The following is a 22,323-nucleotide window of genomic DNA, read 5'->3' as shown; positions in this document are numbered from 1 at the left end:
TGATGCCGGGGCGGCCCCTTCCAGCCGCCCCCCTTTTCCGGGGGAAGCCTGTAATGACGACCTTTCTGCAAGTCCTTTTGAACGGCCTCATGCTTGGCGGGCTGTTCGCGATTGTCGCCATCGGCCTGACGCTGATCTTCGGCATTGTCAAAGTGGTGAACTTCGCCCACGGCGAATTCCTGATGGCGGGCATGTTCGTGACCTGGCTGATTACCACGCGGCTAGGGCTTCATCCCTATGCATCCGTCATCATCGTCGTCCCGATGATGTTTCTTCTGGGCGCCCTGACCCAGAGGGTGCTGATCCAGCCCCTGATGTCGGCCGAGGACGATCACGTCCAAATCTTTGCGACCGTCGGTCTTTCGACCGCGATGATAAACCTTGCCCTGCTGATCTTCGGCGCGGATATCGCCAACACGCCGAACTTCGGCCTGCGCACTCCGATTGAGATCGGCCCGGTGCGCGTCCTGTCCGGCCAGCTTTACATCTTCATTGCCGCCATCATCCTGGTCGCCGCACTGCAACTGTTCCTGAAGAACAGCCAGACCGGCCGCGCCATCCGCGCCGTGGCACAGCACCGCGTCGCAGCCGAACTGATGGGCGTCAACGTGCCGCGCATCTATATCCTCAGCTTCGGCCTTGGGGCGGCCTGCGTGGGACTGGCCGCCGTGCTGATCGCGCCGCTTTACCCGACCTCGTCCAATATCGGGACGTATTTCGTGCTGACAGCCTTTGTGGTCGTGGTCCTGGGTGGTCTGGGATCGATCCCGGGGGCGTTCTTCGGCGCCCTTGTCATCGGCCTCGTGGATTCGCTTTCGGGCTTCTACATCGGCTCGGACCTGCGCGAGGCCGTGGTCTTCGGCATCTTCCTTCTCATCCTCATCCTGAAGCCTTCCGGTCTGTTCGGCAAGCGGATGACCCTTTCGCATCTGTCCTGAGGAAACGACATGAGCATCAGCGACATCCACAGCCAGACCGGCATGAATACCCGCAGCATCGGCTGGCCGCAGGTCGCCTTCGGGGTGCTTCTGGCCTCGCTTCTTCTGATCCCGCTGGGCATCGACAACGCCTTCGTATCACATGTCTTCATCACCATCTGCCTGTTCGCCGCGCTGTCGACGGCCTGGAACATCGTCGGCGGCTTTGCCGGCCAGTTGTCGCTGGGCCATGCGGTGTTCTATGGCATCGGCGGCTATGCCGGAGTGATCCTGTTCAACCTGGGCGTCACGCCCTGGATCGGCATGTTCGTCGGCGCGGCGGTTGCCGCCGTGGTCGGCATGGTGATTTCCTATCCCTGCTTCCGGCTGAAGGGTCCGTTCTATACGCTGGCCTCGATCGCCTTTCTTGAAGTGATCCGCGTCCTTTCGCTGCACTTCAAGGACATGACTGGCGGCGCTACGGGCATGATGATCGACTTGCGTCTGGGCTGGACCTGGATGGTCTTCCGCGAGCGCTGGCCGTCGCTGCTGATCGTGTTCGGCATGCTGCTGGTCACGCTGGGCGTGGCCTGGGCAATCCGGCGGTCGCGCCTTGGCTTCTATCTGGTCGCGACGCGCGAACGGGAATCGGCGGCCCGCGCGGCGGGCGTGCGGACCGTGCGGGTCCGGCTGATCGCGGTTGCGATTTCCTCGGCGCTTTGTGCGATGCTGGGCACGTTCCACGCGATGTATCTGACCTACATCGAGCCTGCCGCGATGTTCTCGCTGGCCTTCTCGATCCAGATCGCGATGTTTGCGCTGATCGGCGGCATCGGCACGGTGGCGGGTCCGCTGCTGGGTGCGGCGCTGCTGGTGCCGATCACCGAATGGGCGCGCGCCTCGCTGGGGGCGTCCGCGCTTGGCCTGCACGGTTTTGTCTATGGCATTGTTCTGATCGCCTTTGTGCTGTTCATGCCGAACGGCATCATGGGCGCCATCAGGCGCTTTGCCCGCAGCGGCGGAAAAGCGGCCGTCGAGCCGGCCCAGACCGAGACCGGCCCGATCGTCGCCCCTGCCCATACCGTCGCAGCCCCCGACCCTGACCGTCCCGGCATCGGCCAGGACATCCTGAAGGTCGAGAACCTGAACAAGCGCTTTGGCGGACTCCATGTCACCCGAGACGTGAACTTCACACTGCGCGAAGGCGAGGTGCTGGGCCTGATCGGCCCGAACGGCGCGGGCAAGACGACGCTGTTCAACATGATCTCGGGTTTTCTGACACCTGACGAAGGCAAGGTCAGCCTGCGCGGCGTCGATGGCCAGTTCCATCAGCCCACCAACCCTGCGGATTTCGCGGCCCTGGGCATGGGCCGGACCTTCCAGATCGTTCAGCCCTTCGCGGCCATGACGGTCGAGGAAAACATCATGGTTGGCGCCTTCTATCGCCACCACGACGAAAGGGACGCGCGGGAAGCCGCCCGCGAAACCGCGTGGCGCATGGGCCTTGGCCCGCTGCTGAACGCCGAGGCGCGCGGGCTGACCATCGGCGGCCTCAAGCGGCTCGAGGTGGCGCGAGTTATGGCGATGCAGCCGCGCGTGCTGCTGCTGGACGAGGTGATGGCCGGGATCAACCAGACGGACGTGCGCCGCGCCATCGACCTGATGCTGTCGATCCGTGACACGGGCGTTTCGATCATCGCCATCGAACATGTCATGCAGGCGGTCATGTCGCTGTCGGACCGCGTCATCGTGCTGGCCTCGGGTGAGGTGATCGCCGAGGGCCGTCCGCAGGATGTCGTGCGCGATCCCCATGTTGTGGAAGCCTATCTTGGCAAGGAGTTTGCCCATGCTCACGCTTGAGAACATCGATGCGGGCTATGGTCCGACCACGATCCTTCAGGACGTTAGCCTTGAGGTGAAAGAGGGTGAAATCGTCACCATCGTCGGCGCCAACGGCGCCGGCAAGACGACCACGCTGCGCACCATCGTCGGTCAGATCAAGCCCCGCGCGGGCAAGATCTGTTTCCTTGGCGAAGACATCACCCGCCTTCCTGGGCATGAGGTCGTGGACCGGGGCATCATCCTGGTCCCCGAGGGACGGCAGTTGTTCCCCGAGATGACCGTGCGGGAAAACCTGCAGATGGGCACCTATCGCAAGGCCGCCCGCGAGCATCAGGAACAACGGCTGGAGGAGGTGCTAGCGCTGTTCCCGCGCGTCCGGGAACGCCTTGACCAGAATGCGGCCTCGCTCTCCGGGGGCGAACAGCAAATGGTGGCGATCGCGCGCGGCATGATGGCCAAGCCCCGCATCCTGATGTTCGACGAGCCTTCGCTGGGACTGGCGCCCATCGTGGTGTCGCAGGTTTTCGACGTGGTGCGCAAGATCGCGGCCACCGGCACCACTGTGCTGCTCGTCGAACAGAACGTCTTCACAACGTTGAAGGTCGCGAACCGGGGCTATGTGCTTGAAAACGGGCAGATCGTTCTGGCCGACACCTCCGAGGCACTGCTGAAGAACGACCATGTCCGCCGCGCCTATCTGGGAATCTGATCCATGGAACTGACCGAAATCACCCCCGAGACGATCCGCTTCCGCCCGTCGCATCAGGGCCGCAATGTTCTGGTCACCGGCGCTGCGCGCGGCATTGGGCGGGCCATTGCGCAGGCTTTTGTTGAACGCGGCGCGACCGTTGGCATTTGCGACCTGAACCCCGATGACGTGGCCGCTGCCTGCGCGGCGCTGAACGCCCTTGGCCATGGCCGCGCCGTGCCGATGGCCTGCGACGTGTCGGACTATGACGCGCTGCTCGCGGCGATTGCGGCCGCAGGACTCGAGTTCGACACCGTCATCAACAATGCGGGCATCTCGCCCAAGCATGACGGCGTCGCGCACAAGGTCTGGCAGATGGCGCCCGAAGAATGGCGCCGCGTCGTCGATGTGAACCTAACCGGCAGCTTTAACACCATCCGCGCGCTGACGCCCGGCATGATCGCCGCGCGGCGGGGCTGGATCGTCAACACCTCTTCGGTGGCGGGCAAAACTTATTCGCCCATCGTTGCCTGCCATTATGCGGCGACAAAATCAGCAATTGTCGGTTTCACCAAGCATCTGGCGGCGGAACTCGGCCCCTATGCGATCCGGGTGAACGCCCTTGCGCCGGGCCGCATCGCGACCCCCATGGTTGCCGGGGTCGCGCCCGAGGTGAATGCCGAGCAGGTCAAGCTGACGCCCATGGCCCGCCTTGGCGAGCCGGCAGAGGTGGCGGATGTCGCGCTATGGCTGACCTCGACCGAATCCAGCTTTGTGACCGGCCAGACCATCGACGTGGCTGGCGGTCTTTACATGACCTGAGGCCCACCATGATTACCGGACATACAAGGCTTTACTGCATCATCGCCAACCCCATTTCGCATGTGAAGACCCCGGAGGAGATGAACAATCTCTTTGCCTCGGTCGGCCATGACGGGGTACTGGTGCCCTTCCATGTACTGCCCCAGAACCTTTCGCAATTCATCAACATGCTGCGCGGTCTGGAGAACCTTGGCGGGTTGATCGTCACCGTTCCGCACAAGACCGATGTGCTGGCGCTGTGCGACGACACAGTCGGGGATGCCGCAGCCATCGGCGCGGTTAACGCGATCCGCCGCGATCCCGATGGGCGGCTGATCGGCGCGATGCTGGACGGCAAGGGCTTCGTCAGCGGACTCGGGGTGAACGGGATCGACGTGGCTGGCATGGATGTCTGTCTGCTGGGCGCGGGCGGGGCAGGGGCGGCGATCGCCTTCGCCCTGGCCGAGGCCGGGGTGGCGCACCTGACCATCGTCAACCGCTCGCAGGACAAGGCGCGCGATCTGGCGGAACGGGTGCTGGCCAAATACCCTTCGATCCGCATTGCCCCCGGTGCGCCAGAGACCGCGCGCCGCGACCTGATCGTCAACGCAACCTCGCTTGGCCTGCGCGCCGATGACGCGCTGCCCCTGTCGGACCTGGCCTTCCACCGCAACCAGATCGTCGCCGAGGCGATCATGGAGCCTGAGGTCACGCCCCTTTTGGCGGCCGCGCGTGCAGCGGGCGCGAGGATCCATTTCGGCCGTCCGATGCTGCGCCAGCAGATCCGCCTGATGGCCCGGCACATGGGCGTGACGTCTGTCCCAGACGCGTAAGAACAAGGCCACGGAGTCAAGAAGATGGCAAACGCCCTTCCGCAGGATGCGCGGTTCGATTTCATCATTGTCGGCGGCGGGACCGCAGGCTGCATCCTGGCCGAGGCCCTGTCCCGTTCGGGCCGCAACAAGGTGCTGCTATGCGAGGCAGGGGGCGAATCGCGTTCTCCGTGGATCCGCGTTCCGGCAGGGTTCTACAAGCTGCTGGTGAACAGGCGCTATAACTGGGGTTTCTGGAGCACCGAGGAAGCTGCGACCAACCACCGCCGCATCGCCATTCCGCGCGGCAAGGGACTGGGCGGTTCGACGCTGATCAACGGCATGATCTATGTCCGTGGCCAGCCGCAGGATTACGATCTGTGGCAGGAACGTGGCGCGACCGGCTGGAACTGGCAGGGCGTGCTACCCTATTTCAAGGCGATCGAGCGTTGGGAGAAGCCCGACCCCGACGGCTTACGCGGCCGTGACGGCCCCCTCCCCATCAATGAGGTGGTCGAGCAAAACGACATCGGCCGCGCCTTCATCGCGGCGGCCGAGGCGCAGGGTCAGGTGTTCAACCCCGATTACAACGGAAAAAGCCAGGAAGGCGTCGGCTGGTATCAGGTGAACCAGGCGGGTGGAGAACGCTATTCCGCCGACCGCGCCTGGCTGGCCCCCGCCCGCAAGCGGTCGAACCTGACCGTGCTGACCGGCGCCCGGGTGACCCGCCTTCTGCTGGAAGGCAGGCAGGCCACCGGCGTCGCGGTGACCCACAAGGGCCAGAGCCACAAAGTCCGCGCGGCGGAGGTGATCCTGGCCGCAGGGTCGATCCAGACGCCGCACCTGCTGGAGCTTGCCGGGGTCGGGGATCCGGCGCGGCTGGCAGCGGCGGGCATCCAGCCTGTCCATGCGCTGCCCGGCGTGGGCGAGAACTATCTCGACCATTTCTGCACGCGGATGAACTGGCGCGTCTCGCAGCCCGTCACCTTGAACGAGTTGACGCGCGGACCCCGGCTGGTGGGCGAGGTGCTGAAATACGCGCTGAAGCGGCGCGGCGTGCTAACCTATGGCACCGGCCTTACCCATGGCTTCCTGCGCTCGCGCGAGGATCTGGATCGGCCGGACGTGCAGTTCTTCTTCATGCACGCAAGCTATGCCAATGCGGCAGAACGCAAGCTGGACAAATTCCCCGGCATGACCCTGGGCGTGACGCAGTTGCGCCCGCAGTCGCGTGGCTCGATCCACACGGTGTCGCCCGACCTGAACGTCCAGCCGGCGATCGTGCCAAACTTTCTGGATCACGAGGAAGACCGCCGCGCAATGGTGGACGGCATGAAGCTGGCGCGCAGGATCATCGCGCAGGCCCCGATGGACGCCTTCCGCGTGGCCGAGATGAGTCCCGGACCGGATTGCAGGACCGATGCCGAATGGCTGGAATTCGCCCGGGCGAATGGCCAGACCATCTATCATGCCGCAGGAACCTGCCGTATGGGCACCGACCCAATGGCGGTGGTCGATCCCGAACTGCGCGTGCACGGGATCGCGGGCCTGCGGGTGATCGACGCCTCGGTCATGCCCGAGATGGTGTCGGGCAATACACAGGCGGCGGTGATGATGCTGGCCACCAAGGGGGCCGATCTGGTTCTGGAAGGTAACCGCCAGGTGCGCTGAGCGCCGCCGAATTCATGCAGGAGAATCTTATGTATCCCAACCTGACCCTTATCGTCGGAGGAGAGGAGCGCAGCGAAGGCTCGGCCGGAACCTTGCGCCTGACCGATCCTTCGGACGGCAGCGAGCTGGCCATCGCGCCGCGTGCCGGTCGCGCCGAGGCGCTCGAGGCGGCCCGCGCCGCAGAACAGGGCGGGGTCGAATGGGCTGCGCTTTCGGCGCTGGAACGATCGAAGATCATGCGCCGCGCTGCGGACATCATGCGTGCGCAGGCCGATAGCGCCGCCCGCGTCATGTCGATGGAGCAGGGCAAGCCCCTGGCCGAGGCACGCGGCGAATGGCTGGGTTCGGCCGATCTGCTGGACTGGTTCGCCGAGGAAGGCCGCCGTGTCTATGGCCGCATTGTTCCCTCGCGTGCACCGAATATCCACATTCAGGTGTTGAAGCATCCGGTCGGGCCGGTCGCCGCGTTCACGCCGTGGAACTTTCCCGCATGGAACACCATGCAGAAGGTTGCCCCCGCGCTTGGTGCAGGCTGCCCGGTGGTTATCAAGCCTGCCTCGGACACGCCTGGCACCGCTTGGCTGATCGGCAAGGCGCTGCTGGAGGCCGGTCTGCCCGCCAAGGCGATCTCGGTCATCTGGGGCGCGACATCGGAGCTGTCCGACACGCTGATCAAGGCGCCGGAGATCCACAAGGTCTCGCTGACGGGTTCGACCCGGGTAGGCCGGATCGTTGCCGCGCAGGCGGGCGAGGCGCTGAAAAAGGTCACCATGGAACTGGGCGGCCATGGCGCGGTCATCATCGCGGCCGATGCCGACTTGGACCACCTGATCCCGCTGGCCGTCCAGTGGAAATTTCGCAATTGCGGTCAGGTCTGCGTGTCGCCCACGCGCTTCATCGTCGATGCCACGATCCATGACGAATTCGTCCGTCGCTTTGCTGAAGAGGCGCGCGAACTGAAAGTCGGCAAGGGCACGCAGGACGGCACCCAGATGGGTCCGCTGACCTCGGCCAGCGGCTTGGGGACCGTGATGGACATGGTGGATGACGCGGTCAGCAAGGGCGCCAAGGTTGAAACTGGGGGTGCGCGGATCGGAGACAGCGGCTATTTCTATGAGCCGACGATCCTGTCGGGCATGACAGCCGACATGCTGGCGATGAACGAAGAGCCCTTTGGCCCTTTGGCGCTGGTCATCCGTGTGAACTCGCTGGACGAGGCATTGGCCGAGGCGAACCGCCTGCCGGTCGGGTTGGGGTCGTATCTGTTTACCTCGTCGATGACGACGGCTCATCGGGTCCAGACGGAACTGCGCACCGGCATGCTGGGCGTGAACCATTTCGCCCTGGCCTTGCCCGAGACGCCCTTCGGCGGCGTGCGCGATTCGGGCTTCGGCTCGGAAGGTGGGTCCGAAGGGATTGAGGCCTATCTCACGACCATGACCGTCACCACCATGATGATCTGACACCCGCGCATGGACAGGTAAAAGCCCCGCCGATGGCGGGGCTTTTAAGTTGGTCCGGCATGACGTTTCAGGGGGCGTTGTCCTGCCCTCAAAGGGCAGGGCCGCTTCACGCTCAGGCGATGCCAAGGCAGACGTATTTAAGCTCGATGAAATCATCCATTCCGAAATGCGAGCCTTCGCGCCCCAGGCCGGACAGCTTGACCCCGCCGAACGGCGCCTCGGCGGTCGAGATCAGGCCGGTGTTGACGCCGACCATGCCATAGTCGAGCGCCTCGGAAACGCGGAAGACGCGCGCTAGGTCGCGGGCATAGAAATAGGACGCAAGGCCGAATTCCGTGTCATTGGCCTGGGCGATTACCTCGTCCTCATGCGCAAAGCGGAACAATGGCGCGATGGGGCCGAAGGTTTCTTCGCGTGCAACGGCCATGTCGGACGTCACATCGGTCAGCACGGTCGCCTGGAAGAAGGTGCCTCCAAGCGCGTGCGGCTGGCCGCCAAGCGCGACCTTCGCGCCTTGCGCCACCGCATCGGCGATATGTTCCTTGACCTTCTCGACCGCCGCCTGGTCGATCAGCGGCCCAAGGTTCACCCCTTGGGTAAAACCGTCTCCGGTCTTCAGTCTGGCCACTGCAGCTGTCAGCTTTTCGGAGAAGGCGTCATAGACGCCGTCCTGCACATAGATGCGGTTCGCGCAAACGCAGGTCTGGCCGTTGTTGCGGAACTTGGCGATCAGCGCGCCTTCGACCGCGGCGTCCAGATCAGCGTCGTCGAAGACGATGAACGGCGCGTTCCCGCCCAGCTCCAAGCCCAGTTTCTTGATGGTCTTGGCGCTTTGGGCGTAAAGCTCGATCCCGATCTCGGTTGAGCCGGTGAAGGTCAGCTTGCGCACCACGGGGTTCGCGGTCATCTCGGCGCCGATCTGCGCGGCCGATCCGGTGATGACGCTGAACAGCCCTGAGGGCAGGCCCGCACGTTCCGCCAAAACCGCCAGTGCGATGGCAGAGAAGGGCGTCTGTGAGGCCGGTTTCAGCACCATCGCGCAGCCAGCGGCAAAGGCCGGGCCGGCCTTGCGGGTAATCATCGCGTTGGGAAAGTTCCAGGGCGTGATCGCCGCGACCACGCCGATGGGCTGCTTCATCACCAGGATGCGCTTGTCCGGCTGATGTCCGGGGATGGTGTCGCCATAAACACGCCGGGCTTCTTCGGCGAACCATTCGATGAAGCTTGCGCCATAGGCGATCTCTCCCACGGCCTCGGCCAGGGGCTTGCCCTGTTCGGCGGTCAGGATGCGGCCCAGATCTTCCTTGTGCCGGATCATCAGGTTGAACCAGCCGCGCAGGGTGTCGGCGCGGTCCTTGGCGGTGCGCCTGGCCCACAGCTTCTGCGCGGTTTCGGCCGCGGCGATGGCGCGGGCGGTTTCCGCTTGTCCAAGACGCGGGACATACCCGATCAGCGCGCCGGTCGAGGGATTGGTGACTGCAATGCCCGCGCCATTTGCCTCGATCCACTCGCCACCCACCAATGCTGCCTGCCGAAGCAGGCCGGGATCTTGTAGTTCCATGTCAGTTCTCCACTAAATGTCCTATACCAGCAGACTCATCGGGTTTTCGATGCTGTCCTTGAAGGCGGCCAGAACCTGCGCCCCAAGCGCCCCGTCCACCGACCGGTGATCAACCGACAGCGTTACCGACATCACATCGGCCAGCACGATCTGGTCGCCGCGCCCGACCGGACGGCGCAGGGACGTGCCCACGGCAAGGATGCAGCTTTGCGGCGGGTTGATGATCGCCGAAAAGGTCTGGACCCCGTACATACCCAGGTTCGAGACCGAAAAGCCGCCACCCTGATATTCCTCGGGGCGCAACTTGCCCTGATGCGCGCGGGCGGCAAGAGCCTTCATCTCAGCGGAAAGCGTGCCAAGGCTCATCCGGTCGGCGCCGCGCAGGATCGGCGTGATCAGCCCGCCATCCGTCGCCACCGCGACCGAAATGTCGATATCGGCCAGTTGCAGGATCTCGTCCCCGTTCCACACTACGTTGGCGGCAGGCACCTTGCGCAGCGCGCGGGCGGCGGCCTTGATGACAAAATCGTTGATCGAGATGCGTTCGGCCTTGTCGCGACCCTTGTTCACTTCGGCGCGCAGCGCCAGCAGCGCGTCCAGTTCGCAATCCACCGACAGGTAGAAATGCGGGATCGAGGTTTTCGCCTCGACCAGGCGCCGAGCGATGGTGCGGCGCATGTTCGACAGGGGCTGCGCCTCATGCGGGCCGATGCCGGGCGGGACGGCTTGCGGCTGTGGTTGGACTGCGGGGGCGGGTGCCGCAACCGGGGCAGGGGTCGCGGCTAGCAGGCGCTGCACATCCAGCTTGACGATGCGGCCGCGCGGGCCGCTGCCGGTAATGCCCTGAAGATCCAGTCCTGCCTCGTCCGCCAACCTCCGCGCCAGGGGCGATGCGGCATGCTTGCGCCCGGTTGTCGAAGGGGCGGCTGCCGTTGCAGTGCTCACCGGGCCTTCCGTCAGTGTCCTCGGGGTCGCCGCGGGAGCAGGGGCGGAGGCGCCCACGGGTGGCAGGGTTTCACCATCGGCCAGCACGACCGCGATGACCTGGCCCACATCGGCGCGCTGTCCGTCCGCGATGTCGATGCGGCCAAGGATTCCGTCGGCCTCGGCCTCAAGCTCCATCGTGGCCTTGTCGGTTTCCACCTCGGCTATGGCTTGGCCCTTGCTGATCGGATCGCCCGCGGCGATCAGCCATTTCGCGATGACCGCGTCTTCCATTCCTGCCGAAAGCGAGGGCAGGGTGATGTCGATTGCCATGTCCGTGTTCCCTTATGCCAGTGGCAGGCCCTGTCCGGCCATGACGGCGCGGATGCCAGCCTCGATATCCTGCGGACGGGCGCAGGCCGCGCCTTCCAGCACCTTCGAGATCGAGGGCGAGGCCTCTCCGCCATGCACGCGGGCGATGGGCTGATCCAGATAGTCGAAGACGCGGCGCTGCAATTCATCCGCAAGAAAGCCGCCATAGGATGTCCCGATGGCGCCCTGTTCGACGATCAGCACATTGTTCGTCTTGCGTACCGAGGCTTCGATCATCTCCCAGTCCAGGCCCGCGCGATCCAGGGACCGCAGGTCGATGATCTCGGCATCGACGCCCAGTTCGTCGACCACCTCGCGGGTCTTCTCGACCATGGCCAGATAGGTCAAGATCGTCAGCTTGCCGCCCTCGCGCACCATCCGCGCCTTGCCCAGGGGAATGCAATAATCCAGGTCATCCGCGGGCGCCGTGCCCTTGGAATTGTAAAGATCGACATGTTCGATCACCAGCACCGGGTCGTCGCAGCGCAGCGCCGAGTTCATCAGCCCGACATAATCGAAGGGCGTCGCGGGCGCGACGATCCGCCAGCCGGGGGCGGTCGCAAAGATCCCCGCCGGGTCCATCGAATGCTGCGAGCCATAGCCTGTTCCAATCGCGACCTTGGTGCGCAGCACCAGCGGCATCGCGCTTTCGCCGCCGAACATGTGGCGGAACTTGCCGATCTGGTTGAAGACCTGGTCGGCCGCGACCCACATGAAATCAGGATACATAAATTCGATCACAGGGCGCACCCGGCCATCAGCAGCCATTCCGGCGGCCAAGCCGGTAAAGGCGTTTTCAGAGATGGGTGTGCCAAGGCAGCGGTTGGGAAAGCGCGCAGACAGGCCGCGCGTCGCGCCGTTGGTGCCGCCTTTCAGGCGGTGGACATCCTCGCCCATGACGACGATGCGGTCGTCCTCGGCCATGCGGCGTTCCATGACATCGGCCACCACGTCGATGAACTTCGCGTTCTCAGTCATCGTGCCGGTGAAGCTTGCCTGTTCCGCGTAACGTGCGCCCGCCATCTCGGACAGATCCCCGCGCAGGCCATGGTCGCGGAAGCTTTCCTCGGGCCAAAGGGCGGGAACGATGCGCTTCTTGCCCTCGACCGTCTCGATCATGGTCGCGGCGATCTCTTCCATCATCTGCAGGCAGTTGGCGCGCAGCCGCGTCACCGCATCCTCGCCGATGATCTGACGCTGCTGCAGGTCGTTTGCCATGGTGTCCAGCGGGTCACGTCCGCGCCACTCGGCCTCTTCCTCCTTGCTGCGATAGCCGAAGGCCGAGCCGGGCAGTGGCCCGTTCTGGTGAAAGAAGCGGTAAAGATCGGCCTCGATGATTGTCGGGCCGTTGCCTGCGCGCATGATCTCGTTTGCCTGCTGCGCGGCCAGATAGACCGACAGGGCATCCATTCCGTCAACCTTGAACGAAGGGATCCCAAAGGCCAGGCCGCGCGCGGACAGGCGCGTCTCGGCTGTCACCTCCTCGACATTGGTGGAAACCGCGTAGCGGTTGTTTTCGATGAAGAAGCAGATGGGCAGCTTCCATGCGGCGGCTAGGTTCATCGTTTCCAGCACCGAGCCAATGTTGACCGCGCCATCGCCGAAGTAGGTATAAACCACGTCGCCCGTGCCCGCCCGCTTGTGCGCCCAGGCGGCCCCCGCGGCCATCGGCACGCCGCCGCCCACGATGGCATTAGTGCCAAGGTTGCCGCTGTCTGCCCAACGCAGATGCATCGAGCCGCCGCGTCCCTTGCAGAAACCGTCTGCCAAACCCAGAATCTCGGCCAGAGTCCGGCTAGCCAGTTCGCGCGGGTCATTGCCGAAAGGTTGTGTCGGGTCGATCTCGGCGCTGACATAAGCCAACGCCTTCGCCAGAAACTGGTGATGCGCACGGTGCGAGCCGTTGACCTGATCGGTCGGGCGCATCGCCAGCGCCGATCCCACCGCGCCGCCTTCCTGACCGATAGCGGAATGCGCGGGGCCATGTACCAGCCCTTGTCCCGCAAGCTCCAGCACCTTTTCCTCGAATGCGCGGATCAGGTGCATTTGGGCCAGCATGGTCAGGCCGGTTCTGGGATCCAGCGCGGCGCGATCCTCGGGTGTGGCGGTGATCTCTCGCCAAGGGGCGGCCGGGATCAGGTCGGTCAGGATGGGCATGTCAAGGGGTCCGGGTTTGAAAAGGAAGATCAGGCGGCGAGGAAGCCGCCATCGACAGGCAGCACGGTGCCTGTGATAAAACTGGCCATGTTCGAGGCAAGGAAGATGACCGGATCAACGATCTCGCGCGTCTCGCCGATGCGTTTCATCATCACGCGGTTCATGAACCAATCCGCGCCGCCGGGGCGGTTGAGCTGCGCCACGGCCATCTCGCTCATCACGATGCCAGGGGCGACGGCGTTGACGCGCACGCCATGCGGCGCCAGATCGCGCGCCATCACCTGCGTCAGAGACCGCACCGCGCCTTTCGAGACGACATATTCGGCGGTAGAGCCGCCTGCGACAAAGCCTGCGACCGAGGACAAGTGCACCACATTGCCCTTTTTCGCGATCAGGGCGGGCACGAATGCCTGCGAGGTGTTGAACGTGCCTTCAAGGTTGACGCCGATCACCCGATCCCAGACTTCGGTCACGGCAGGGTCGTCAAAGCTGGCACGCCCGGCGACGCCGGCGTTGTTCACCAGCACGTCAAGCCCGCCATCGCCTTTCACGATGCGCGCAGCCAAGGCGGCAATGGCAGCACGGTCCGTGACATCCAGCACCTCTGCCCTGGCGTCATGGCCCTCGGCGCACAGGGCTTTGACCTCGGCGGTGATGCCTTCGGGGTTCAGGTCGGCCAGGATGACTGCCGCGCCCGCATGCGCCATTCCGCGCGCGATCGCTGCCCCAAGGCCGCGTCCCGCACCGGTCACCAGCACGAGCCTGTCTTTCAGCAATCCCGACATCGGTTTATCCTTTTGGTTCAGGCCCGGCTGCGCGGCCTAGAGCATGTAGATGCCGCCATTCACATGGACCGTCTCGCCGGTGATGAACGAGGCCGCGTCCGAGCAGAGGAAGGCCACGACCCGCGCGACCTCGGCCGGGTGGCCCAGCCGTGCCAGCGGGGTCTGGGCGATCGAGCTGTCGGCCCGGGTCTGCAGCAGATCGCGCGTCATTGGCGTCTCAATGATACCGGGGGCGACGGCATTGACCCGCGTGCGCGGCCCAAGTTCGCGCGCAAGGCTGCGCGTCAACGAGGTCAGCGCTCCTTTCGAGGCCGAGTAATGCGCATTCGTGAACGCCCCGCGATGCCCGGCAAGCGAGGTTAGATTGACGACGGCCGAACACTCGCTCAGCGCGCCTTGCACCCGGCTGAGAAGGTAAAACACTCCGTCAAGGTTGATCGACAGCGTCCGCCGCCATTGGTCATCGGTCATCTGTGCAAAGGGTTCGGCCAGATAGATCCCGGCCGAGGGCACAACATAGTCCACTGCCCCGAATGTCGCAGTCGCTGCATCGACCAACGCCTGCGCCGAGGCCGGATCGGCCGCATTCAGCGCCTGAACATGCTTGCCGCCCGCCCCCCCAAGACTTGCTGCAAAACTCGCCAACTCGGACAGGTCGCGGTCGGCCAGCACCAGATTGGCACCTGCATCGGCGAACAGCGCCGCAATCTCGCGGCCGATGCCGCCATTTGCGCCGGTCAGCAGCAGGGTCTTGCCTGCGAAATCGAATGTTACCTGCACGATGGCTTGCCTTGCGTCGAACGGTTCGGAAGCGCTGCCGGGGCTTGAGCAGACATGCTTCCCCTCCATCGGCATTCGCTTTTGATGCAGCCGACAATTCCACAAACTGGTCAGGCCAGTCAATGATGTTATTTGTTATAACGACCTTAGGGCCACATAGGTGGGTGTTAGAAGACAACAATGCTTGAATCCATGGCAATCAACTGGGATAAAAATGGTCTGACCAATCCATGCGCGTACGCGTACCGGCACATGAAGGGGAATCGCGCTGGACAAGGCTGCAATGGGACGGCAGGCCCGCGACCTGCCCGATGATCTAGCGGCACGCCTTGCCGCGCGGGTGCGGGCGGGCGAGTTCGCGCCGGGCGCGCGGCTGCCCAGCGAACGCGACCTCAGCGCGGAATATGCCGTCTCGCGCCCGGTCGTGCGTGAGGCGCTGTCGCATCTGAAATCGGCCGGTCTGGTCGAGGCGCGAGCCGGATCAGGTGTCTATGTGACCGCCAAGGCCGAGGACAGGGCCTTCCGTCTGCATCCCGTTGACCTCGAGCAGGACGAGTCGCTTGCGCAGGTGATGGAGCTTCTGATGGCGGTCGAGGTCGCCGCCGCCCGCAGCGCCGCGGTCCATCGGACCGAGGCCGATCTCAAACATATCCGGCGCGAGCTTCTGGGTATGGAATATGCCATTGCCAGCGACCGGCTGGGCGATGACGAGGATTTCGCCTTTCACCAGGCGATCGTCGCGGCGACACACAACCCCTATTTCGTGTCGCTGTGCAGCCACCTTGACTATGGGGTGCGCCGCGTCATCCGGGTCACGCGCAGTAATACGCGCTACCATATGTCTGAGATGCAGGACGCGGTGCAGTGCGAGCATCGCGCCATCTATAACGCGATTGCCGCAAGCGACGCCGAAGGCGCGGCCCGCGCTGCGGGGGTGCATCTGCAAAACGCAGTGAAGCGGTTGTATAAGGTTCGTGATAGCGGGGCGTGATCAGGGCCAGCCAAGCCTCGGGGTGACATTCGTCAAGGTGCTTTTAAGGTGCTTTCCATAACAATGCCTCATGCTCTGTCCGCCGTCGAATGACCTGGAACAAACATTGTGGCTTTGGCTTGGAAGGTTCCAGCTATGTTGAGATCATGCGACTTGGCGTAGACAGGGCAGCTGCCAACTGCCGCGTGGTTGGTAAGCGGCAGGGTAAACGACCGGTCGGGTTCAACGTACTGAATCAACGGGTGTAGCGGGCAAAAGAACTACACCGACCTGCATTGCAGGGCTGTACTTCGGTAGGGAATATCGGCCGCATGACAATCGGAAGGATGCAAGTCATAATTCGGGTATTCCATAACACCCGTACGGCGCGAAGCAGCTGTACCTTGTCTGCTAATAAGGCGTGATATGGGAAGTTGGCATCCTCAGTTCACATGAAGAGCAAGCGCGCATCTTTCATGGCGGGTCCTTGCAGCTCATATTTCCGGCAAGGGTCCTTTGAAGATGCTATGCTGCGGAGGAGGGTGGCCTCGTTGTCTTCTACGCCTGATATGGCTTGCACCCTTGCGTGCGGGTGCAAGCCATGTCCGCGGTCAGCAGCGGTTAAGAGTTGACGCTGTCCTTAAGAGCCTTGGCTACCGTAAACTTTACCACGCGATCGGCAGGCTTTGTCATGGCTTCGCCCGTTGACGGATTGCGGACCTGTCGCTCAGGACGATCGCGGCAGGCAAGCTTGCCCAAGCCAGGAAGGGTGAGGGCGCCGCCCTCGGACACGATTGAGGTTGCAACCTCGGAGAGCGCATTGAGGACAGAAGAGACATTCTTTTTCTCAATGCCAGACTTTTCTGCCAGGGTAGCAAGCAACTCAGTCTTGGTCATCGGCTTCATCGTTCTTTCCTTGTCATGTGAATATCTGGGGCAGGGGTAGCCAGTGTCGGCGGGTTTTGCCACCGTAATGCGATTCAGCACTACAATGAGCGGTCTCAGTCGCCCCGATGCGCTCCGCTCGGAGTTCAAGCGGCCTCTCCGGGGAAGTTCTTCGGCCCCTTCGGGCGTAGCGCGACGAGGCCCGGCAATTCCTCTGCCGACAGCGTCTCGCGCTCCATCAGAAGGCGGGCTCCCTGCTCGAGGGCCGATCGGTTTTCAGTCAGGATGGCGGTGGCGCGTTCGAAGGCGTTGTCGACCAGCATACGGACCGCAAGATCGATCTCTCGTCCAGTTTCGTCGGCGACCTCGCGACGCTCGAGCCCGATCTCGCCGAGGAAACGGCTTCGCTCGACCGCATAGGTGCGGTTGCCGAGCGTGGGATCCATGCCGTAGCGCGCCACCATCTCGAGGGCGATTTCCGTCGCGCGCTGAAGATCGTCAGCGGCGCCGGTCGAGATTTCGTCGAAAATCAACTGCTCTGCCGCCCGCCCGCCCAGAAGAACAGCGATGCGGTTGCGCAGTTCCTCCACGCCGATCAGAAAGCGGTCCTCTGTCGGGCGCTGGATGGTGTAGCCGAGCGCGCCGACGCCGCGCGGGATGATCGAGACCTTCACCACGGGATCGACCCCCGGCAGGGCCGATGCGACCAGCGCATGGCCCATCTCGTGATGCGCGACCCGGGCGCGTTCCGCCACGTTCAGCACGCGCGTGCGGCGGGCAAGACCCGCGACGATCCGTTCGACTGCCTCGGTGAAGTCGGACAGCGTGACACTGTCGGCCTGGCGCCGCGTCGCGACCAGCGCCGCCTCGTTCACGAGGTTGGCCAGATCGGCACCGGTGAAACCGGGCGTCAGACCGGCAACCGCATCCAGATCGAGGTCGGCGGCGAGCTGCACTTTTGCGACATGGACGTTCAGAATCTCGACGCGCCCCTTGCGGTCCGGCCGGTCCACTAGGACCTGTCGGTCGAACCGTCCGGCCCTGAGGAGGGCGGGGTCGAGCACCTCGGGGCGGTTGGTGGCAGCGAGCAGGATGATGCCCGAGCGCGGATCGAAGCCGTCGAGCTCGGCCAGCAACTGGTTCAGGGTTTGCTCCTTCTCGTCCAAGCCCCCGAACCCTCCAACACCGGTGCGGCTGCGGCCAAGCGCGTCGAGCTCGTCGATGAAGATGATGCAGGGTGCGGCCTTGCGCGCCTCCTCGAAAAGGTCGCGAACCCGCGCAGCGCCCACGCCCACGAACATCTCGACGAACTCCGAACCGGAGATCGAGAAGAACGGCACGTTGGCCTCGCCTGCGACCGCCCGGGCCAGCAATGTCTTGCCGGTACCGGGCGGCCCTACCAGAAGCACGCCCTTCGGCGCCCTTGCCCCGAGCCGGCCGAAGCTCTTGGGCTCCTTCAGGAAGGCAACCATTTCCTGGAGCTCGGCCTTGGCCTCGTCAACGCCGGCCACGTCCGCGAAAGTCACCTTGGTGTCAGTCTCGACATAGACCTTGGCTCTTGATTTGCCGATGGTGGTGAGACCACCAATGCCCTGCCGTTCGGCGATGCGGCGGAACACGAACCACCAGAACCCGAACATCAGCGCGACAGGCAGGATCCACGAAAGCAGCGTGGCAAATATCGTGCTATCCGTACCGCCCGAGAACGTAACACCCTTGGCGGCGAGCATCTCCGCGGTAGCGGGATCGACGCGGGCGGTTAAGAACCTCGTGCCACCGTCCTCGAGGGGCGTCTTGAACGTGCCCAGGATCCGCGTTTCGGTGACGGTCGCTTCGGTGATGTTGCCGGCGGCGAGCTGCGCTTCGAACTCACTGTAGGAGATCGTTTCGATTTGGCTCCAGACGTTCCACCAGGACTGGAACAGCATCAGCAGAAACAATGCCGCGATGATGTACCAGATGTTGATCTCATGCTTGCGTGCTGTCGGCATAGGTGGCTCCTCCTTTCTTGCAAGCGTCACCTGCCCAATTGATGATTGTCTTTGATCCGGATCACCAAAGTCGGCATCGACGACTGATCCCGAATGCAGTTGACCTGAATCAATGCCGATCTGCCGACATTGAGAATAATCCTTCTTGGGTGGAACTGTCGGCAAATCAAAAGTCGAATGAGATCCGATGAGAGATATGGGTCCCCCTTCCAAGCGGCCGTGGAAAGCCGCCTGCCGCCGCCCCCAGAGGGTGCTGTCTCCGTGAGTGGTTCCGGAGCATCAGAAGTGAAGGCAAAGCCGCGCATGAACCGCTGGCCCCCGACCTTTCGGTGTCGGAGGCTGAGCCGGGCGTCGGATGATCACCCTCCGGGGCTGGGCGCGGCGCCCGGTCAATACGTTTTTGAACGATGAGCCGGGACGGATGAGCCGATGGATCGCAGCCCGGAAGGCCTAGCAAGACCGCCGACCGCTCCTGAACATGTCACAGGCTACTGGAGCCACAGCACGACGGATGTCATGGCCAGCCTCGGCAGCAGCTCCGGCGGCCTCACCGCGGAGCGGGCTGCCGCGCAGCTGGCGACTGTAGGCCCGAACAGCGTCCAAGACGCCCCACGTCTGAGCGCGCTTCGGCTCCTCCTGCGTCAATTCGAAAGTCCGCTTGCCCTTGTCCTCGCCTTCGCGGCTTCGATCTCGCTCATGCTTCAACAATGGGTCGACGCGGGCATTATCCTGGCGATCATATTGGGAAGCTCGCTCCTGAGCTTCTTCCAGGAGTACCGTGCTTCCTCGGCGGTGGCGGATTTGAAGCAACGCCTCGCCTTGACCGCCCGGGTCCTGCGCAACGGGACCGAACGGACGGTGCCTGTGAAGGAGATCGTGCCGGGCGATGTCATCCTCCTGTCGGCGGGCAACCTGATCCCAGCAGACGGCCTGGTGCTGGAGGCCCAGGATTTCCTCGTCACCGAGGCAAGCATGACCGGCGAGTCCTTCCCGGTAAAGAAGCGGCCCGGAGTTGTCGCCGCCAAGGCAGCCCTCTCGGAACGGACGAATACAGTCTTTCTCGGCGCCTCGGTACGCAGCGGAACAGCCAAGGTGCTCGTGGTCCAGACGGGCCGCCGAACCGAATTCGGCGCCATCGCGGAACGGCTTCGGGCGCGTCCGGAAGAGACCGACTTTGCGCGCGGCGTGCGGCAGTTCGGCTACCTGCTGATCAGGGTCATGATCATCATCGTCCTGTTCGTCCTGACGGTGAACGTCGCACTGGACCGGCCGGTGGTGGACTCCCTTCTGTTCGCCGCGGCGTTGGCGGTCGGCCTGTCGCCTGAGCTGCTGCCGGCGATCATCAGCGTGACCCTGTCCGCCGGGGCGCGGGCGATGGCCAGGAGGGGGGTCATCGTGCGCCGCCTCGACGCCATCGAGAACCTCGGCAGCATGACGATCCTGTGCATTGACAAGACGGGAACGCTGACCACGGGGACGATCGTCCTGCACGACGCCCTCGATGCCTGCGGAGCCCGGTCCAAAGAGGTGCTGCGGCTCGCCTGCCTCAACGCGGCTTTCGAAACTGGCATCGCGAACCCGCTCGACGCCGCGCTGGTGGTGGCGGGCACGGAGGCCGGGCTATCGACCGATGGTTACGCCAAGCTCGACGAGATCCCCTACGACTTCGTGCGCCGCCGACTCACTATTGTTGTCGCCAGGAACGGTGCCGGCCAACACGAGATGATCACCAAGGGAGCCTTCGCCGAGGTGCTGGCGGCCTGCAAGTTCGTGCGGGAAGGGGACGGGGACCTGCCGCTCGAGGACAGGGTGCGCGCACGGCTTGAGGCGACATTCGAGGAGCGCAGTTCTGAGGGCTTTCGCGTTCTGGCCGTTGCCACGCGGAGCTTCTTGGCTAAGTCCGACTACGACCGCGACGACGAAGCTGACATGACCTTCCAAGGCTTCCTCGTCTTTCAGGATCCACCCAAGGCTGACGCCGCACAGGCTATTGGCGATCTCGCGCGGCTCGGGGTCGGCATCAAGGTCATCAGTGGCGACAATCGGTTCGTCACGGCGCACGTCGCCCGGACCGTCGGCCTTGACCCGAGGGCGCTGCTGACCGGCGAGGAGATCGCCGGCATGCGCGACGAGGCGCTCTGGCACACCGCGCCGCGAACCGACCTGTTCGTCGAGATCGACCCGCAGCAGAAGGAGCGTATCGTGCGCGCGCTGCAGCGGACCGGCCATTCGGTCGGCTATCTGGGCGACGGGATCAACGACGCGCCCGCCCTTCACGCCGCTGATGTGGGCGTTTCGGTGGCGGAGGCTGTGGACGTGGCGCGCGACAGCGCAGACATCATCCTGACGAGCCGCGATCTCGGAGTGCTGCGGGAGGGCGTGGAAGGCGGCCGCCGAACCTTCGCCAATACGCTGAAGTACATCTCGATCACCACCAGCGCCAATTTCGGCAACATGATCAGCATGGCGCTGGCAACGCCGCTGCTGCCGTTCCTGCCGCTGGCGGCGAAGCAGATCCTGCTGAACAACTTCCTCTCGGACCTGCCATCGATCGCCATCTCGAGTGACAAGGTCGATCCCGAGCGCGTGGCCGCGCCGCAGCGCTGGAACGTGAAGGACATCCGGCGCTTCATGATCGTTTTTGGCCTTGTCAGTTCGGTCTTCGATCTGCTGACCTTCGGAGTGCTCCTCTACATCTTTCACGCTGGCGAGGCGCTCTTTCAGACGTCCTGGTTCATGATTTCCCTCCTGACCGAACTCACGGTCGTGCTGGTCCTGCGGACACGCCGGTCCGCGCTCCAGAGCAGACCCAGCCGTCTTCTGCTATGGTCTACGCTGGCGGCCGCAGCCGCTACCTTCGCCATTCCGTTTCTGGGACAGGCGAGCACGCTGTTCGGCTTCGTGCCGCTTTCGGTCATGGAACTGGCCGCCGTGGCGCTTATCGTCGGCGGCTACATCGTCGCCACGGAAGTGGCCAAGACGTGGTATTTCAGGCGGTTTCCCCTCAACCCGTCGTCCGCGGCGATGGGGGCTGTCCGGTGACGGTAGATGACGTTGCCGAAAACTCCAGAAGCAAAGCAGAAGGAGCGCAAGGTGGAGGTGAAGACCGCCGCCTGATACCAGCCTTTTCGTCCCTGTCCCGGCGCCTTCGGATCTCAAGGAGGCGCATCATGGCCCCGGCAGTCTTGTTCCCGGAATCTCCGCTGCCGGGGCGTTCTTTGCGCGTTGCGCAGGATGTTGGGGGGCGGTCAGAGATCGTCCAGACGGGCATGGCGTCGCTGTTGTGACACGGGGCTGACAACTTACCTGGTGAGCCTCCATCCTCTTGCTTCTGGACCCTTTGGTGGAACTTACGAATGCCCTCCAGAACCGTGTCGAACCTCAACGAAGCACCTGACATGGTCTGCCCCCGCTGCGCACATGGCCCCCTCGATACCTGTTAAACCACGACGGCGATCTGGCGCGACGGACGCCCTTACGTGGTCGAGGAGATACCGGCGTTGCGCTGCGTCTCGTGCGACGAGGTCCTCGTCGACCGGAATACGGCGGAAGGTCTGCAGGTTATCGCGCGTGAGCTTCCGACCGGGTGCAAGGGGACGCGCAGGATCGAGGTGCCGGTGATCTCTTATACCAGCGGTATGAACCATCGACTCTGAAGGTGGTTTGCTTTGCGGCCGACCTCTGATTCACTCCACGGCAAGGCG

Annotated in this window: 17 protein-coding genes; 10 read left to right on the top strand and 7 right to left on the bottom strand. The window is 64.0% G+C overall.

Features of this window, described 5'->3' with window-relative positions; translation table 11 throughout:
• Nucleotides 1–53 precede the first annotated feature (53 nt).
• From OU682_RS18855 to OU682_RS18825, 7 genes are read left to right on the top strand one after another with little or no spacing between them, the layout of a single operon-like run.
• Nucleotides 54–938 (top strand): branched-chain amino acid ABC transporter permease, encoded by an 885-nt coding sequence (locus tag OU682_RS18855; RefSeq protein WP_265501982.1) that lies wholly within the window; start codon nt 54–56, stop codon nt 936–938.
• A gap of 9 nt (nt 939–947) precedes the next feature.
• On the top strand, nt 948–2,777 hold the full coding sequence (locus OU682_RS18850; RefSeq protein WP_268943756.1) for a branched-chain amino acid ABC transporter ATP-binding protein/permease: 1,830 nt from the start codon (nt 948–950) through the stop codon (nt 2,775–2,777).
• Entirely contained in the window at nt 2,764–3,468 is a 705-nt protein-coding gene (locus tag OU682_RS18845) for an ABC transporter ATP-binding protein (RefSeq protein ID WP_268943755.1), read from the top strand. Before OU682_RS18850 ends, OU682_RS18845 begins: the two co-directional genes overlap by 14 nt.
• Before the next feature lie 3 nt (nt 3,469–3,471).
• Nucleotides 3,472–4,269 (top strand): 3-oxoacyl-ACP reductase FabG, encoded by a 798-nt coding sequence (fabG, locus tag OU682_RS18840; RefSeq protein ID WP_268943754.1) that lies wholly within the window; start codon nt 3,472–3,474, stop codon nt 4,267–4,269.
• An 8-nt stretch (nt 4,270–4,277) separates the two neighbouring features.
• A complete protein-coding gene (locus OU682_RS18835; protein WP_268943753.1) occupies nt 4,278–5,081 on the top strand; it encodes a shikimate dehydrogenase family protein in 804 nt (267 codons plus the stop codon).
• 24 nt (nt 5,082–5,105) lie between these two features.
• On the top strand, nt 5,106–6,731 hold the full coding sequence (locus OU682_RS18830) for a GMC family oxidoreductase (protein WP_268943752.1): 1,626 nt from the start codon (nt 5,106–5,108) through the stop codon (nt 6,729–6,731).
• A gap of 29 nt (nt 6,732–6,760) precedes the next feature.
• Nucleotides 6,761–8,194, top strand: coding sequence for an NAD-dependent succinate-semialdehyde dehydrogenase (locus OU682_RS18825; RefSeq protein WP_268943751.1), 1,434 nt, complete (start codon nt 6,761–6,763; stop codon nt 8,192–8,194).
• A gap of 112 nt (nt 8,195–8,306) precedes the next feature.
• Here the strand turns inward: OU682_RS18825 and OU682_RS18820 are convergent, their stop codons facing one another.
• The 5 genes from OU682_RS18820 to OU682_RS18800 are packed head-to-tail and all read right to left on the bottom strand — an operon-like array spanning nt 8,307 to nt 14,773.
• Nucleotides 8,307–9,755, bottom strand: a complete 1,449-nt coding sequence (locus OU682_RS18820; protein WP_268943750.1) for an NAD-dependent succinate-semialdehyde dehydrogenase — start codon at nt 9,753–9,755, stop codon at nt 8,307–8,309.
• Nucleotides 9,756–9,776: 21 nt separating this feature from the next.
• On the bottom strand, nt 9,777–11,012 hold the full coding sequence (locus OU682_RS18815) for a pyruvate dehydrogenase complex dihydrolipoamide acetyltransferase (RefSeq protein WP_268943749.1): 1,236 nt from the start codon (nt 11,010–11,012) through the stop codon (nt 9,777–9,779).
• A gap of 12 nt (nt 11,013–11,024) precedes the next feature.
• Nucleotides 11,025–13,208 (bottom strand): alpha-ketoacid dehydrogenase subunit alpha/beta, encoded by a 2,184-nt coding sequence (locus tag OU682_RS18810; RefSeq protein WP_268943748.1) that lies wholly within the window; start codon nt 13,206–13,208, stop codon nt 11,025–11,027.
• A 29-nt stretch (nt 13,209–13,237) separates the two neighbouring features.
• Entirely contained in the window at nt 13,238–13,993 is a 756-nt protein-coding gene (locus OU682_RS18805) for an SDR family NAD(P)-dependent oxidoreductase (RefSeq protein ID WP_268943747.1), read from the bottom strand.
• 36 nt (nt 13,994–14,029) lie between these two features.
• The gene (locus tag OU682_RS18800; RefSeq protein WP_268943746.1) at nt 14,030–14,773 is read right to left on the bottom strand and encodes an SDR family NAD(P)-dependent oxidoreductase; all 744 of its coding nucleotides are present in this window, start codon (nt 14,771–14,773) and stop codon (nt 14,030–14,032) included.
• Between the two features lie 283 nt (nt 14,774–15,056).
• Between OU682_RS18800 and OU682_RS18795 the strand changes: the two genes are divergently transcribed.
• A complete protein-coding gene (locus OU682_RS18795) occupies nt 15,057–15,764 on the top strand; it encodes a FadR/GntR family transcriptional regulator (RefSeq protein WP_268943745.1) in 708 nt (235 codons plus the stop codon).
• Nucleotides 15,765–16,364: 600 nt separating this feature from the next.
• On the opposite strand, the gene OU682_RS18790 is transcribed toward OU682_RS18795, so the two are convergent.
• Both OU682_RS18790 and ftsH read right to left on the bottom strand, forming a co-directional pair.
• Nucleotides 16,365–16,649: an HU family DNA-binding protein gene (locus tag OU682_RS18790; protein WP_268943744.1), complete on the bottom strand. Its 285-nt coding sequence runs from the start codon at nt 16,647–16,649 to the stop codon at nt 16,365–16,367.
• Between the two features lie 125 nt (nt 16,650–16,774).
• Entirely contained in the window at nt 16,775–18,619 is a 1,845-nt protein-coding gene (ftsH, locus tag OU682_RS18785) for an ATP-dependent zinc metalloprotease FtsH (protein ID WP_268943743.1), read from the bottom strand.
• Between the two features lie 429 nt (nt 18,620–19,048).
• On the opposite strand from ftsH, the gene mgtA reads away from it, so the two are divergent.
• Entirely contained in the window at nt 19,049–21,661 is a 2,613-nt protein-coding gene (gene mgtA, locus OU682_RS18780) for a magnesium-translocating P-type ATPase (protein ID WP_268943742.1), read from the top strand.
• Nucleotides 21,662–22,074: 413 nt separating this feature from the next.
• Entirely contained in the window at nt 22,075–22,275 is a 201-nt protein-coding gene (locus tag OU682_RS24305) for a hypothetical protein (protein ID WP_371832274.1), read from the top strand.
• Nucleotides 22,276–22,323: the final 48 nt, after the last annotated feature.

The organism is Paracoccus benzoatiresistens (assembly GCF_026913015.1).
Classification (GTDB): Bacteria; Pseudomonadota; Alphaproteobacteria; order Rhodobacterales; family Rhodobacteraceae; genus Paracoccus; species Paracoccus benzoatiresistens.
The sequence above is the reverse complement of the archived record's forward strand: the minus strand, read 5'-3'. Positions and strand labels throughout refer to the sequence as shown.

Bases quoted from the DNA above. Each gene is read 5' to 3' on its own strand.
- OU682_RS18815 (WP_268943749.1), bottom strand. From the start codon at position 11,012: ATGGCAATCGACATCACCCTGCCCTCGCTTTCGGCAGGAATGGAAGAC.
- ftsH (WP_268943743.1), bottom strand. From the start codon at position 18,619: ATGCCGACAGCACGCAAGCATGAGATCAACATCTGGTACATCATCGCG.
- mgtA (WP_268943742.1), top strand. From the start codon at position 19,049: ATGGATCGCAGCCCGGAAGGCCTAGCAAGACCGCCGACCGCTCCTGAA.
- OU682_RS18850 (WP_268943756.1), top strand. From the start codon at position 948: ATGAGCATCAGCGACATCCACAGCCAGACCGGCATGAATACCCGCAGC.
- OU682_RS18855 (WP_265501982.1), top strand. From the start codon at position 54: ATGACGACCTTTCTGCAAGTCCTTTTGAACGGCCTCATGCTTGGCGGG.
- OU682_RS18825 (WP_268943751.1), top strand. From the start codon at position 6,761: ATGTATCCCAACCTGACCCTTATCGTCGGAGGAGAGGAGCGCAGCGAA.
- OU682_RS18830 (WP_268943752.1), top strand. From the start codon at position 5,106: ATGGCAAACGCCCTTCCGCAGGATGCGCGGTTCGATTTCATCATTGTC.
- OU682_RS18845 (WP_268943755.1), top strand. From the start codon at position 2,764: ATGCTCACGCTTGAGAACATCGATGCGGGCTATGGTCCGACCACGATC.
- OU682_RS18810 (WP_268943748.1), bottom strand. From the start codon at position 13,208: ATGCCCATCCTGACCGACCTGATCCCGGCCGCCCCTTGGCGAGAGATC.
- OU682_RS18790 (WP_268943744.1), bottom strand. From the start codon at position 16,649: ATGAAGCCGATGACCAAGACTGAGTTGCTTGCTACCCTGGCAGAAAAG.
- OU682_RS18805 (WP_268943747.1), bottom strand. From the start codon at position 13,993: ATGTCGGGATTGCTGAAAGACAGGCTCGTGCTGGTGACCGGTGCGGGA.
- OU682_RS18795 (WP_268943745.1), top strand. From the start codon at position 15,057: ATGGGACGGCAGGCCCGCGACCTGCCCGATGATCTAGCGGCACGCCTT.
- OU682_RS18820 (WP_268943750.1), bottom strand. From the start codon at position 9,755: ATGGAACTACAAGATCCCGGCCTGCTTCGGCAGGCAGCATTGGTGGGT.
- fabG (WP_268943754.1), top strand. From the start codon at position 3,472: ATGGAACTGACCGAAATCACCCCCGAGACGATCCGCTTCCGCCCGTCG.
- OU682_RS18835 (WP_268943753.1), top strand. From the start codon at position 4,278: ATGATTACCGGACATACAAGGCTTTACTGCATCATCGCCAACCCCATT.